Source organism: Litoreibacter roseus, from assembly GCF_009811795.1.
GTDB classification, from domain to species: domain Bacteria; phylum Pseudomonadota; class Alphaproteobacteria; order Rhodobacterales; family Rhodobacteraceae; genus Litoreibacter; species Litoreibacter roseus.
The window spans coordinates 911,204-925,635 of the sequence record NZ_BLJE01000002.1 but is presented as its reverse complement, the minus strand read 5'-3'; the positions used below and the strand labels follow the sequence as shown (position 1 = coordinate 925,635).

The window sequence follows — 14,432 nt, the reverse complement described above, 5'->3', positions numbered from 1 at the left end:
CTTTCCGCTATAGGAAAAAGAAAAAAGGAATACAGGCATGAGCACCAAAGCAGATGTGCGCGACACCGTGCGCGCCTCTATACTGTCCGAACCCGAAGTTGTCCTGGAAGATCAGGATGTGATGCGTGCGCTGATTGACGCCAACGAACGGACCCACGGCAGCAATATCGTCGATTTGCGCGGCATCGCGATGGAGCGCCTCGAAGCCCGCCTTGATCGTCTTGAAGAGACACACAAGGCGGTTATCGCAGCAGCTTACGACAATCTCGCAGGGACAAATCTGGTCCACAACGCAGCCCTTCGGGTGCTGGATCCGGTGGATTTTCCCAGCTTTCTTAAAAGTCTGGCGACCGAGTTACCCGAAGCCCTGAAAGTGACAGCCGTCCGCCTGATCCTTGAAAGCCGCGATCCGCTTGGGCCATCCGTAGGCTTTGATGAGGTGTTGCGTGCGGTTGGTCCGGGTGTGGTGGATCATTACATCACCGCGGGGCGTGATATCGCAGTTCGTCCCGTCACGCTGAGGCAAGTCTCTCCCGCTTCGCCCGAGGTTTACGGCGATCAGGCCCCGTTCATCAAATCTGAAGCGCTCATTCGCCTTGATCTGGGGAACGGCCGTTTGCCGGGCCTTCTGGTGATGGGATCCGAGAACCCGCATCAGTTCCGTCCAAGCCAGGGCACGGATCTTCTGTCGTTCTTTGGTGGCGTGTTCGAGCGCTCGATCCGGCGGCATCTGGCCTGACGCGATGGACCTGATATCGCCCGCGGCACGTGATCTGGCGCAGGATTGGTTGATGCGCCTGAAAGCGCTTGATGATGTCGCGGATCATACGGTCGAGGCCTATCGCAACGACGTCTACAATTTCATTGCGTTCCTGACGGAACATCACGGGGCAGCCCAAGGCGTGGCGCCACTGACAAGGGTCAGTCAAAGCGATATGCGGGGCTGGATGGCGCACGAGCGCAGACGCGGCGTCCAACCGCGATCTCTGGCGCGCCGATTGTCCGCCGTGAAGTCCTTCTTCCGCTGGTTTTCCCAACGCGATGGGTTTGACGCGACAGCGGTGTTGTCGGCCCGCGCCCCAAAGTTTCAGAAAAAACTACCCCGCCCGCTTGATCCGGATGCTGCGAAAACGATGATCGAAACGGTCGGGCTGCAAACCTCCGAAGACTGGGTCGCCGCGCGGGATATGGCGGTGGTCACGCTGCTGTACGGTTGCGGTCTTCGCATATCAGAGGCGTTATCCCTGACCATGGCTGAGATGCCGATCGCGGATGTGTTGCGTATCGTGGGGAAAGGCCGGAAAGAGCGCGTTGTGCCCGTGATTGCGCCCGCGCGCACCGCTGTTGATCGCTATCTAAAGCTCCTGCCCTTCGAGCTTGCCCCGCAAGATCTTGTCTTTCGGGGGGTACGCGGCGGGCCGGTTTCACAGCGGGTAATTCAAAAGGTAATGGAGCGCGCGCGTCTTCAACTTGGTTTACCCGCGACCGCGACACCCCACGCGATGCGCCATTCCTTTGCGACCCATCTGCTTGAAGCCGGTGGTGACTTACGCACGATCCAGGACCTGTTGGGCCACGCCTCGCTCTCCACCACGCAAGCGTATACCGCGGTGGACACTGCGCGGCTGATGGAGGTCTATAACAAGGCCCATCCGCGTGGCGAAAATGTCTGACTGGGCCAAGGGGCATCACGCCTTTGTGTCAGTTCGTCAGACTTAGTTTAATGGAAAAGCCACGCGGGGGATGCCACCCAAGGATACTGTAATGCCAACGGGAGGCCCGCATCTTTATGAATTTTCGTCGTTTTTTTACCGCTGCCATCATCGCGACAGCTGCAACCACAGCCGTGGCACAAGCCGCGGATTGCACCGTGAATGCCGCTGATCCTTTCGATCTTGGCGAAGCGGATGTCACTGAGCTTTATGCGTGTATCGAAGGCAAGATGGCCGAGGGATACGCCAAAGAGGGCCATGAAATCGGCACAGCCTTCCGCAGTTGGACCGTCACATCCACGCGACCGGCCGTTGCTGGCGCCCACGGCAATCGCCTGCTGCAAACATTCGCAAACGACATCGCAGCCGAGCAATATCTAAAGTTTGAGGAAGAGGGCGTCGTAATGCCTGTCGGCGCGGTACTCGCGAAAGAGAGTATCAAGATAACCAAGAAGCAAACCGGGCGGGTTGGTCCTCTTTTCACTATGACAAAGCTCGAAACGGGCGCGGCACCTGATGCCGGCGACTGGCTCTATGGGGGCGTGCAACCGAATGGCAAGGTCATGAAGGTGAAGCAAAGCTTCTGTCACGACTGCCACTCTGCTTGGGAAACGCAGGACATGCTGGCCTACCCTCTCGAAGAGGTTCGAATCTCGAACTGACCCAGACGGTCCGAACGATCAGATGCCACGTGTGTGACCGCGCGTGGCATTTTCATATGCGAGGACGTCTCGATCCCGGCGAAGGTTTCGCTTTACATACCGAAGTGCCTTCCGGCATGAGACGCCGATGACAATTCAACTCAAAGCGCTGTTCGTTCACCTTTTCACCGCAACCGGCGCGGTCTTTGCGATGCTCGCCATGTTGGCGGCCGTAGAAGAGAAATGGGCATTGATGTTCCTCTGGCTCGTCGTGGCCTTTGCAGTCGACGGCGTCGATGGGCCTTTGGCCAGACGCTACAACGTGAAGACCCATGCGCCAGCCTTTGATGGTGTGCTTCTGGATCTAATCATCGATTACCTCACCTACGTCTTCATTCCGGCTTTCGCGCTGTTTCAGTCGGGGCTGTTCGAGGGCTGGACGGGGTGGTTCGTCATCATCGTGATCACCTTTGCCAGCGCGATGTATTTCGCAGACACCAGAATGAAAACGAAGGATAATTCCTTTTCCGGCTTTCCTGGCTGCTGGAACATGGTGGCCCTCGTCGTCTTTGCGCTAGAGCCGAATTTCTGGGTCATCCTGACGCTTGTCACCGTGCTGGCCGTCGCAATGTTTCTGCCGCTCAAGTTCGTTCATCCCGTCCGAACCAAGCGGTGGCGCGCGGTCAGCCTGCCTATGGCTCTTGCGTGGACATGGTTTGCGGGTTGGGCGGCTTGGGTTGATTTCGACCCGCAAAGCTGGGCGCATTGGGGTCTGGTCGTGACATCAATCTACCTTCTGTTCGCTGGCATCGCACAGCAATTGATCCCGGAACGTCAGAACGCCTAGATCAACAGCGAGGCGGCGCCTTCGTGCTTCAGCAGTGCGACCTTCGCCTCCACCCCGCCGGCCCCGGAAAAACCACCCAGACTTGTGGCGGCGAGAACCCGGTGACACGGGATCAAAATCGGAATGGGGTTGGCACCGCACGCTTGGCCGATTGCCTGCGCTGAGACGCCAAGTTCGCGCGCGATGTCGCCATAAGTCCGGGTCTCGCCAAACGGAATGGCTTGAAGCGCAGCATAAAACTGCTGCTGAAACGCGGACCCGCGCGGCGCCAAGGGTAAATCAAAAGCCACGCGTTCCCGCGCAAAGTACTCCGTGATCTGTCGGACCGCCTCTGACAACGTCGGATTGTCGGTCTCGTAGACCGGTCCTCCCCAATCCACGCTTGTAATACTCTCCGACCCTTCGACCCTTATGCGACCAACCGGTGTTTCGACACTCGCCTTCGTCAGATCGCCCGGTGACATCAAGACACCTCTCTAGATTGGAGTGACCGGCAAACCGATATGGCCCGCCGGATCACCACTCAGCCAAGCGCATCGTCGCACCGGCTGCAAACGTCCGGATGGCTATGCTTGCCCACGTCCGGGAGGATTTTCCAGCACCGCTGACATTTGTCTCCTTCAGCCTTTGCGAACACCACGCCAATATCGCTGCTGTCCTCCCCGCGGAACGCGGTGTCGGGCGCCGGATCTGTGCTGAGATGCAGGCCAGACGTGATACACATATCCTCAAATGCGACAGTCTTCAGGATATCAACGGTGGCCGCATCTGTGTGAACAATCGGCGCCGCTTCGAGAGAAGACCCGATCACCTTTTCGCGGCGCTCAACCTCCAGCGCACCGGTCACGACGCGCCGGACACGCCGCACGGTCCCCCACTTTTCAGCCAGCGCATCGTCTCGCCACGCAGCGGGCGTCTCGGGGATATCAACCAAGTGGACAGAACTGTCATCGCCCGGAAACCGTTCCAGCCAGACTTCTTCCATGGTGAAGACCAGCACGGGGGCAAGCCACGTGGTCAGCCTATGATAGATCAGATCGAGAACCGTACGGGCTGCCCTGCGGCGTGCCGTGTCACCGTCGCAATATAGCGCGTCCTTCCGAATATCGAAGTAGAAGGCGGACAGATCCACCGTTGCAAAGGTGAAAACCGCCTGAAACACCCCTTGGAAATCATAGGTGGCGTAGCCATCCCGAACGATCTGATCGAGCTCTGACAGACGATGCAGAACCCAGCGTTCCAGTTCGGGCATGTCTTCAGCCGCGGTCCGATCGCTTTCGGAAAACTGCGCGAGCGAGCCCAGCATGAACCGCATGGTATTCCGCAAGCGGCGATAGCTGTCTGCGGTTCCTTTCAGTATTTCCGGCCCGATCCGCTGATCAGCAGTGTAATCGGTCTGTGCCACCCACAACCGCAAGATATCCGCGCCATACTGCTTGACGACCTCATCGGGAACGATGGTGTTGCCAATGGACTTGGACATCTTCATGCCCTTCTCGTCCAGCGTAAACCCGTGGGTCAGCACCGCCCGATAGGGTGCCCGTCCCTGCGTTCCACAACTCTGCAACATTGACGAATGGAACCACCCACGATGCTGATCGGTGCCTTCCAGATAAAGATCCGCCAAGCCGTCGTCAGAGCCATCCGGCCGATCCCGCAATACGAATGCGTGCGTCGAACCGCTGTCGAACCACACGTCGAGGATATCGAACACCTGCTCGTACTCATCCGGGTTGTGATCGTTGCCAAGAAAGCGCTCCTTTGCGCCGTTCTTATACCATGCGTCCGCACCTTCAGACTCAAACGCCTCCAGAATACGCTGATTGACGGCCGGGTCGCGCAAGAGGAAATCGGGCGCGTCCGGCTTGGTGTCTTTCTTGATAAAACACGTCATCGGAACGCCCCACGCGCGCTGCCGCGATAGAACCCAGTCGGGCCGCGCTTCGATCATTGAATAGAGCCGGTTGCGGCCGGTCTGGGGCGTCCACGTCACCAGTTTGTCGATGGAAGTCAGCGCCCGTTCCCGGATCGTTTTGCCATAGGTGTCCAGACCATCGCCGATCTCTTTGTCGACAGCGGCAAACCATTGGGGACGGTTCAAACGGATCACGGGTGCCTTGGACCGCCAGGAATGCGCGTCACTGATCGTGATACGCTTGCGCGCCAACAGTTCGCCCACATCGACCAGTTTTGCCATAACAGCCTTGTTCGCCCCGCCGGGCTTGCCGTTTGGCTTCAGGACGGCCTCCCCCCCGAAGAGCGGTAGATCGGCGCGGAACGAGCTATCATCAAGGATGTTATAGGTCATTGGCAGCCCGTGCTTGATGCCAATTGCGTAGTCATCGTCGCCATGGCTAGGGGCGGTGTGGACAAAACCCGTTCCAGCGTCATCAGTAACATGATCCCCGGGCAGAAGTGGGACGTCGAAATCCCATTCACCCTCGGCACCATCAGCCCCACGCAGGGGGTGTGCGCAAACCAGCGCCGACAACTCTTCCGCCGACACATCCCCCAGACGTCGATACATACCGTCCTCCAGCCGTGCGGACGACAGAACATCCTCCGCCAGCGCATCGGCCAGTACGTAACGATCGCCAATCGTCGCCCAGCATTCCTCGGGCCGTCCGATCACCTCGTAGAGCCCGTAAGAAATTTCAGGCCCAAAACAGATTGCCCGGTTTTGCGGGATGGTCCACGGCGTCGTCGTCCAGATCACAACCTGAGCTCTTTCAAAGTCAGGACCTTTGCCGCGCACGACAGGAAACTTCACCCAAATCGCATCGGTCTGGCGGTCGTGGTATTCCACCTCCGCCTCGGCCAGCGCGGTTTTCTCAACCGGAGACCACATGACAGGCTTTGAACCCTGATAGAGCGTGCCGTTCATCAGGAACTTCTGGAACTCTTCGGCGATCACGCGCTCGGCATGAAAGGCCATGGTCAGATAGGGATCAGACCAGTTGCCGGTGATGCCCAGACGCTTAAACTCATCCCGCTGGATATCCACCCAGCCTTCAGCGAACTCGCGGCATTCCTGACGAAACTCGACGACCGGCACAGCGTCCTTGTCGCGGCCCTTCTGGCGGTATTTTTCCTCTATCTTCCACTCGATTGGCAAACCATGGCAGTCCCAACCGGGGATGTAGCGCGCATCTTTGCCCATCATCTGTTGGCTGCGCACGACCATGTCTTTCAGGATCTTGTTCAACGCGTGCCCGATATGAAGGTGGCCGTTCGCATAGGGCGGTCCATCATGCAAAGTGAAGCTGTCTCGGCCGTCTTTCTCGCGCAGGCGGTCGTAGATGCCGATCTTCTCCCAACGCGCCAGCCAATCGGGCTCCCGCTTGGGCAGCCCTGCGCGCATGGGAAAATCAGTCTGAGGCAGGTTCAACGTGTCTTTGTAATCGGGCGTGTCGGCGCACATTGGTGGCGTCCTTTGGTCTACGTATCGGAAAAGCAAGGGAGGGGCGGTGCGAGTGGCTCAAACACCTTGGCCCGGCGTCTCATCAGGTCAGAGCGCCGGGGATATAATTCGAATAATGATCAGCGTAGGGCGGGTCATGACCGCGCTTATATGCAGATGCGACCGCGCCGTAAAGTGCGCCCGCTCTAGCGATGGGGTTCGGTTGGGGACCGACCTACTTTGCGCGCTTGCGCGATACAGCGCCAAGCCCTGCAAGCCCGGCCAAAAGCATCCACGCACTGGCGGGCAATGGCACAAGCGACACCCGCTGAATCACACCTACGGCGTCAATGTCTGCGCCTGCGTAATTCGGTGCGCCGGGAAGATCTTCCTGCGCATCGATCAAGCGGACGAAGCTATAAAGTTCATCCGTCAGAACGGTAGAAACCGCATCAATATCGATGCCACTGGGTTGACCCACGTAGATGCCTAAATCAACCCAGTCCGTGCCATCGACCGAGATGGCCACTTCAAATTCCTCGATCTGATCGCCGATCTCAAAAACATACAGGTCCGCGGCGTCGTCGCCCGATGCTGTCAGAAAGTTGTCGGTGAATTCCAACACCAGCGATCCACCGAATCCAAGCGAGACGAAATCGACGCCGCCGCCCTTTGGCCAGTCCGGCAGGCCACGTGCCTCGACGCTCTTCATGTAGCGCGAAGTGACGCCTGCCCCGGGCGTGTAACTTACAATGCGATCAGCAAAAGATAGATCCCCTTGGGGGAAATCGATACCATGGATGGTTGAGGCATTGGCCCCAGCCGCAACGCCCCAAATGCTTGCCCCGACAATGGCAAGACCCTTGTTAAACTTCAGCACTTTATTTTCCCGATTACCCGAATTCTGTCAAATTCGCGGCAGCTATAGGGAGATTCAATTACTTTTGTATTAACGGAAGTTAAGAACTCACGTGATCCCAAACACGAGAAATGACGACCGACCCTTCGCCGACCGCGCTTGCCACACGTTTTACGGAGCCCGCGCGCACGTCGCCCACAGCAAAAATACCCGTATGGGACGTGGCAAACGGCGATGCTTCATCGACATCCGCCCCCGTTTTTACGAACCCTTTGTCATCCAGATCGACCAGCCCGGACAGCCACTCCGTATTCGGAGCCGCCCCGACCATGATGAAGCAAGCTTTTGCATTCAACTGCCAGTCCTGACCAGAGGCCTTGTCGCAGATTGTAACACAGCCCAACTCATCCTCGCCCGCCAAGCTCAACAGCTCAGTCTGATAATGAATGGTGATCTTTGGATCCGCTTCCAGCCTGCTCAGAAGGTAATCCGACATGGAGGCCGCCAGTGTTTTACCCCGCACCAAAACGTGGACATGCTTTGCTGTTCGCGACAGATACATGGCCGCCTGCCCCGCAGAGTTTCCACCCCCGATGACGACGATCTCGGACCCCTTGCAATAGCGCGCTTCGTGGTCCGTCGCCGCATAATAAACACCTGCGCCCTCGAACTCTTCGAGCCGATCAAACGGCAACCGCCGATACTGAACACCGGTGGACACGACGATGGCCTTCGCACAGACCTCATGGCCATCATCCAAGGTCGCGCAAAAAAGGCCGTCGTCGCGTTTTTCCAAATTGCAAACGCGACGAGGCATCGCAAAGCGCGTTCCGAATTTCATCGCCTGGATCTCGCCGCGCCAGACCAGATCGGACCCGGAAATTCCGGTCGGGAAGCCCATGTAGTTCTCAATCCGACTGGACGTGCCCGCCTGCCCGCCAATCGCGATATCTTCCACGACGAGCGCCGACAGCCCCTCTGCCCCGGCATAGACCGCTGCGGCCACGCCCGCTGGTCCGCCGCCCACGATAATGACGTCAAACACCTCACTTTCGGACATGTCCAGATCCAGCCCCAAAAGCTGCGCGATCTTGCGCGGGGTTGGATCGTCAACCACGGTGTTTTGTCCAAAGATCACAGCTGGGCCGTGGGATATCGAGCACGTTTCGGCGGTATCTTCCGCATCTGGTGACCCCAAATCCATCGATTGGTAAGGTATCTTGTTGCGCGCCGCGAACGCAGCGATGCGCCGGATGTTGCGGTCCTGATCGGCCCCGATGATCTTGAGCGAGCTGTCATTGTCCTCGATTTGACGGCGACGGCGGGCCGCGAACACCGTCAGTATGATATCACTCATCTCCGGGATTTGGCTCATCAATTCCAGCATCCGGCGGCGCTCGACCACAAGCGTTTCAGTGTCCTTGGCCGCGCGCATCGGCAGTGAGTAATTCCCGCCGTTCAGAAACGCGATCTCGCCCATGAACTGCGTGGGGCCCAAACCGTGCGGCAAATACCGTTCCCACGTGTATGGGTCAACGACTTCAATCTCACCGTCCAGAACGTAGTAAAATTTGTCCATCCGGTCGCCAGCATTGGCGAGTATATCGCCCTTCTTGAAGCTCTGTATTTTTCCCGCTTTGCGCAGCGCGGCGACGTGGCTGTCGTGAAGAGGCGTACGCTGCATCTGGCGTAGATCGGCGGCGAGACTTTCCATGTGAACTAGTCCTTCGGTGTGGCAGAGCCGCTTGGGATCAGACCCGTAAGCGCCCGCTGCATCAATCGTGTGACGGAAGGTGGCTTTTCCGCGTGAAACGGCAAGGGGCGACACACTTCGATGGCGGCCACGCCGACGCGGGCGGTCAGAGCACCGTTGATGATACCTTCCCCGAACCGCCGTGAAATGCGTGACAGAACCCCGCCCCCTGCGATGGAACTGATCATGTCATCCCCCACAGCCACAGCCCCAGTGGCGACCAGATGGGTCATGACGGCACGCGTCAGCCGCCAATTGCCCAACGTACCGGATCGCCCGCCGTAGATCTCAGCGATCCGGCGGATCATGCGAAGGTTGGCGGTCAGCGCTGCGATCAGATCAGCCAGTGCAATCGGCACGATCGCCGTGACCGTTGCAACCTGGCGCGCCGCCGCTTCAACCTCTGCTTTCGCCGCCGCATCCAAGGGCGCCAGCAAGTGTCGTTCCGCCAGATCCAGCGCGGCATCAGCATCAAAACTATCCGATGCCCGCTCTTTGACCGTGGCGCGCGCCGCGTCGAGACCGGGTCGTTTGGAATACAGCGTCAGCAATTGGTCCCGCACCCGCCGCGCCGCGCCCAGATCGCCCGTCGTCAAGGCCGCTTCAGCTTCGACCCGCAGCGTATCGATGCGTTTAAGCCGTCCGATGGCGATCCATTCTCGCCCCGCAAGCAAGAGCAGCGCAATAAGGACGACGCCGATCAGAACCATGGCGATCGTGCCCAGAACGGCGTTGCGTTCGAGCAGACCGGTCACAAAATCCCATGCCGCGACGGATACCGCAAATCCGATCAAAGACAAGAGCGCCGACCAGAAGAGTCCCACAAGCCGGTTGCGAGGGCGCGCCGCCACGACTGCAAGCGTTTTCATCGCCTGCCCAGAGGGTTTGGGCGTGTCGAGGTCCGGGACAACCGGTGCAGTGGCCGGGGTGACGGGTTCCGTGATCTGTGGCGCATCGTCCAGATCAAATAAGACCGGACCCTTTGGTTTTGCTCCGCTCATCTCAACCGATCCCCGATCAAAAACTCCGCTGCCTTGTCTAACCGGATATGGGGCGGTCCCTCCCCCGGTTTCAACTCGATGGCGGCGGGCGCGAACCGCATGATCGCATAATCGCCATCTAACCAAGCCGTCTGTCCATCCCGTGCAGGTGTCAGCAAATGGCTGGGATCTGCGGGCAGCTCGCCCGGGTAGAACGCCGCCTGCTTTCCCGTATCCAGCAAACGCCCGCGCACGACATCCAGCGGCGTCCCCTCATGATCCATCCGGTCCTCGACTGTCGCGCGCAAGGCAGCCAAAGACATCGCGTGTGTTTTGGCGCCCGCAAAATCGGCACGGTCCTTCGCCTCCCGCAGCAGTGCTTCCATCACCGCAGTCAAACGCGGATGCTGACTATGATGCAGATGATCGGCCTTGGTTGCTGCGAACAGGATTTTTTCGACACGCTTGCCGAAGAGCAATTTACTGAGCCAGGAATTCTGACCGGGGCGGAACGCCGCCAGAATGCTAGCCATCGCCCCTCGCATGTCCTCGACTGCCTGCGGACCGGCATGGATCGCACCCAAGGCGTCAATCAGAACGATCTGGCGATCAAGTCTGGCGAAGTGATCCCGAAAGAACGGCTTCACGATCCGTGATTTGTAGGCCTCGTAGCGGCGGTCGAACTCTCGGTAGAGCGACTTGCGTGTGGAGGTATCGGGCGCCGGAAGCGGGGCAAATGTCAGCACCGGGGAGCCGTCCAGATCACCGGGCAACAAGAACCGCCCCGGGGTGCAATCTGACAGTCCCGCTTCACGGCTTTGCCGAAGATAGGTGGTGTAGGCGGCCGCCAGACGCTGCGCGCAGGGTTCATCCAAGGCCGCCGCAGGATCGGTCTGGGACAGAAGCGCCAGATAGTCAGTGGCGGGCGCGCGCGCTTCGGCGCGCGTCAGACTTTCCTTGGACCACTCCGCAAAGCTCTTATCCATCAATCCCAGATCCAGCAGCCACTCCCCGGGATAGTCGATAATGTCCAGATGAACCGTGCGCGGCCCGGAAAACGCGCCCAGCAATCCGGTTGGCTGCACCCGAAGCGACAGTCGAAGCTCCGAGATTGTACGGGTGGAATTTGGCCATGTGGGCGACGGCCCCGTCATCGCAGCCAGATGCGTCTCAAAATCAAAGCGCGGGATCGTATCGTCTGGCTGCGGCTGCAGATACGCCATCTGGATCGACCCTGTCGCTGCCGCCTGCAATTGCCCCATGCGCGCCCGGTCCATGAGATTGGCAACCAGCGATGTGATAAAGACCGTCTTTCCCGCCCGGCTCAGCCCAGTGACCCCAAGCCGAATGGTTGGCTCAAACGTTCCTGTGACGGTTTGGGTCGCGCCTTCAACCGTCCTGCCGATGCCATCGACAATATCGTAAAGTATCACACGCGCCCTCTCACCGTTTCGCCATTACATAGGGCCATCGGGCGGCACTGTGTAGGTCTTGGCGTTTCTGCCTCAAGGGGATATGGGGGCGGAATGCCACGCTACGCATTGAAAATAGAGTATCACGGCGGCCCCTTCGCAGGATGGCAGCGGCAAGACGGGCCTGTCACGGTTCAAGGCTGTATTGAAACCGCATTGCGCAAGCTGGAACCGGACTGCCCCGGAATCGCTGCAGCCGGACGCACCGACGCAGGCGTTCATGCGCTCGCTCAGGTTGCCCATTGCGACATGGTGAAAAACTGGACGCCGTTTCGGCTGTCGGAGGCACTGAACCATCATCTGCGGCCCCACCCGATCGCGGTTCTGCAGGTCACCCCCGTTGCAGACGACTGGCATGCCCGCTTCAGTGCGACCGAGCGGCGGTACCTTTTTCGACTGCTGTCCCGACGCGCGCCGTCGACCCAAGAGGCCGGATTGGTCTGGCAGATAAATCATCGCCTGAATGTAGAGGCGATGACGGAAGGCGCGCAGCATCTTATTGGGCATCACGATTTCACGACCTTCCGCTCCACCATGTGCCAAGCCAAGTCGCCTCTGAAATCCCTCGACGAACTGAGTATTCAAGAGGTCCCGTCCCACCATGGCGTGGAATACAGATTTCACCTGCGCGCGCGCTCTTTTCTACACAATCAGGTGCGCAGCTTTGTGGGATCTTTGGCACGGGTCGGGTCTGGGTCGTGGCAGCCAAGCGACATTAAAACTGCCCTAGACGCGAAAGACCGCGCGGCGTGCGGGCCGGTGTCCCCGCCAGAAGGGCTCTACCTGTCGGGTGTGGGCTATCCAGACGATCCGTTCGAGGAGAGGTTATGAAAAATTTCGATCCGAAATGGACCGATCCTGCGCACTACATCTTGGGTATCACGAAAGCCATCTGGGAAGACCGGGGCATCGACACCCTACACACCTATTACGGCGATGATCTAATCGTTCGGTCCCCGGCGTCCATCGTGAAAGGCAATGACGGGATCATCGCCGCGACGCTGGCGACGTTGGCAGAGTTTCCTGACAGGGCACTCTTTGGAGAAGACGTGATCTGGTGCGACGCCTCGGATCATGCGAATGGTGGGTTTCTGTCCTCTCACCGGTTAATTTGCACCGCGACCCATACGCAACAGGGCATCTATGGCCCCCCGACAGGCCGCGCTTTGACCTACCGAATCATTGCCGACTGTTTCTGCGCCGATAATCAGGTGAAAGATGAATGGCTTGTGCGCGACCAGAGCGCCATCGTTCAGCAAATGGGTTTTGATGTCATCGATTGGACCCGTGATCTGATCAGACGAGAAGGTGGGCCAGAACACTGCGTACAACCCTTCAGCCCGGCGCTGAACATAGAGGGCCCTTATCAGGGTCGTGGCACGGATGATCCATGGGGTCAGACACTGGCAGATGTCCTCTACCGGATTATGTCAGCTGAGTTCTCAACCATTCCGGGGCGCTACGACCGAGCAGCAGCTTTGGCGTATCCTGGCCACAAGACAGGCACCGGCCCCCGCGATGCTGATGGGTTTTGGCTTGGATTGCGGGCGTCGTTTCCTTCCGCAAAGTTTGAAATCCATCACATCATCGGGGCTCAGGACCCTCAAACTTCACCCCGCGCTGCGGTGAGATGGTCCCTTGATGGTGTCCATGACGGTTGGGGCCACTTTGGACGACCAACGGGGGCGAATGTTCACGTGATGGGAATCACGCATGCCGAGTTCGGCCCCTACGGACATGAAGACGGCACTGTTCGGCGGGAATGGACACTTTTTGATGAAACAGCGATCTGGAAGCAGATACTTCTTCAGACGGGCGACATCTGACCGGTTTTACTCAGCCAGCATCTTCCGCTTTTCCGACATCGCCTGGGTCAGTTTGTTGTTCGTGTCGGATTCGCATCCGGCGACATACCGTTGCAAAAGAGACAGGTAGAACGAAAGGTCATTCTGACGCGACGAGATAGCACGCAGCCTCTTTCTGATCGCATCCTGATTGTTGTCGCTCATCCGCGTCAGATTGCTGTCGGACAGCGCAACAATGTCAAACAGCGGTGTTACGATGTCACGCAGCACCTCCACCGCAATCTGCTCCCGCACGGTCGCACTCTCTATGGTGATCGTCTCATCAAATTTGAAAACGGACTTGATCGCACCAACGTAATAACGAAAGCGCATCATGATATGTTCGACCCCATCGGACAGCCGCGTTACGAGAACCCGCAATCCAGCAAGCACAAGACCCGGTTTCGCCATTTCAAAGTCGGGAAGGCTGACAACAGTTTCCTCGCCCTCGATCCGACCAAGCACTTCGTTGAGCCGATCAGCCAAGTCGTCCGTGAACAGGGATTTGAAGTTCCGCGGCGTTTTAAACGTGTAACGGTTGCGCATGTCGGCGAGCAACAGCTCAATCGAAGTGACAAACGGCACAGCACCAGGCTTGCGCATGACATGCACAACAAAGGTATCCTGATCGCCCGGTCTATTCATCATCACACTTTTCATGAACCACTCCGCAAAGGGCAAAACGAATATCTACTTGGTGTCCGCAGTGCCTGTAAGGATAACAGCTAATTAAAATTCATTAATAAATGGTTTACGGACATGACCTCGGCGCTTTCTTGCCTTTTTCGAAATAACCTGTTCCAGTCAGGCACAGACTATTACGCGAACAGTATTAATTTTTCGTTCCATCGAATTTAGAAATTAGGCAATTGTTCTCTGCACATCACGCATCCCGCAGCCAGCAATCCCTTCCAGAGAAATCAT

Annotated in this window: 13 protein-coding genes; 6 read left to right on the top strand and 7 right to left on the bottom strand. The window is 58.3% G+C overall.

What is annotated here, in order from left to right; all coding sequences use genetic code 11:
• Positions 1-37 precede the first annotated feature (37 nt).
• The 4 genes from KIN_RS11580 (at position 38) to KIN_RS11565 (ending at position 3,200) form a co-directional block, all read left to right on the top strand.
• Complete coding sequence (locus tag KIN_RS11580) at positions 38-739, top strand: DUF484 family protein (RefSeq protein ID WP_159807048.1); 702 nt, start codon at positions 38-40, stop codon at positions 737-739.
• Positions 740-743: 4 nt separating this feature from the next.
• Complete coding sequence (locus KIN_RS11575) at positions 744-1,673, top strand: tyrosine recombinase XerC (protein WP_159807046.1); 930 nt, start codon at positions 744-746, stop codon at positions 1,671-1,673.
• 116 nt (positions 1,674-1,789) lie between these two features.
• A complete protein-coding gene (locus tag KIN_RS11570) occupies positions 1,790-2,374 on the top strand; it encodes a cytochrome P460 family protein (protein WP_159807044.1) in 585 nt (194 codons plus the stop codon).
• 127 nt (positions 2,375-2,501) lie between these two features.
• Positions 2,502-3,200: a CDP-alcohol phosphatidyltransferase family protein gene (locus KIN_RS11565; RefSeq protein ID WP_159807042.1), complete on the top strand. Its 699-nt coding sequence runs from the start codon at positions 2,502-2,504 to the stop codon at positions 3,198-3,200.
• Here KIN_RS11565 and KIN_RS11560 read toward each other — a convergent pair.
• The 6 genes from KIN_RS11560 to KIN_RS11535 form a co-directional block, all read right to left on the bottom strand.
• Positions 3,197-3,664 carry a methylated-DNA--[protein]-cysteine S-methyltransferase gene (locus tag KIN_RS11560; protein WP_243144903.1) on the bottom strand — a complete coding sequence of 156 codons (468 nt, stop codon included), beginning with the start codon at positions 3,662-3,664 and terminating at the stop codon, positions 3,197-3,199. The two genes, KIN_RS11565 and KIN_RS11560, sit on opposite strands and share 4 nt — an antisense overlap.
• A 59-nt stretch (positions 3,665-3,723) precedes the next feature.
• Positions 3,724-6,621, bottom strand: a complete 2,898-nt coding sequence (gene ileS, locus KIN_RS11555) for an isoleucine--tRNA ligase (RefSeq protein ID WP_159807040.1) — start codon at positions 6,619-6,621, stop codon at positions 3,724-3,726.
• Between the two features lie 214 nt (positions 6,622-6,835).
• Positions 6,836-7,480, bottom strand: coding sequence for a VPLPA-CTERM sorting domain-containing protein (locus KIN_RS11550; protein WP_159807038.1), 645 nt, complete (start codon positions 7,478-7,480; stop codon positions 6,836-6,838).
• A gap of 79 nt (positions 7,481-7,559) precedes the next feature.
• Positions 7,560-9,173 (bottom strand): FAD-dependent oxidoreductase, encoded by a 1,614-nt coding sequence (locus KIN_RS11545; RefSeq protein ID WP_159807036.1) that lies wholly within the window; start codon positions 9,171-9,173, stop codon positions 7,560-7,562.
• 5 nt (positions 9,174-9,178) lie between these two features.
• Positions 9,179-10,213, bottom strand: a complete 1,035-nt coding sequence (locus KIN_RS11540) for a YcjF family protein (protein ID WP_159807034.1) — start codon at positions 10,211-10,213, stop codon at positions 9,179-9,181.
• Positions 10,210-11,625, bottom strand: coding sequence for a YcjX family GTP-binding protein (locus KIN_RS11535; protein WP_159807032.1), 1,416 nt, complete (start codon positions 11,623-11,625; stop codon positions 10,210-10,212). The genes KIN_RS11540 and KIN_RS11535 overlap by 4 nt, the downstream gene beginning before the upstream one ends.
• Positions 11,626-11,718: 93 nt before the next feature.
• Here KIN_RS11535 and truA point away from each other — a divergent pair, with 93 nt between their 5' ends.
• Together truA and KIN_RS11525 are read left to right on the top strand one after the other, a co-directional pair.
• Positions 11,719-12,495: a tRNA pseudouridine(38-40) synthase TruA gene (gene truA, locus KIN_RS11530; protein WP_159807030.1), complete on the top strand. Its 777-nt coding sequence runs from the start codon at positions 11,719-11,721 to the stop codon at positions 12,493-12,495.
• The gene (locus KIN_RS11525) at positions 12,492-13,490 is read left to right on the top strand and encodes a nuclear transport factor 2 family protein (RefSeq protein ID WP_159807028.1); all 999 of its coding nucleotides are present in this window, start codon (positions 12,492-12,494) and stop codon (positions 13,488-13,490) included. The genes truA and KIN_RS11525 overlap by 4 nt, the downstream gene beginning before the upstream one ends.
• Positions 13,491-13,496: 6 nt before the next feature.
• On the opposite strand, the gene KIN_RS11520 is transcribed toward KIN_RS11525, so the two are convergent.
• Positions 13,497-14,168, bottom strand: a complete 672-nt coding sequence (locus KIN_RS11520; protein WP_159807026.1) for a hypothetical protein — start codon at positions 14,166-14,168, stop codon at positions 13,497-13,499.
• Positions 14,169-14,432: the final 264 nt, after the last annotated feature.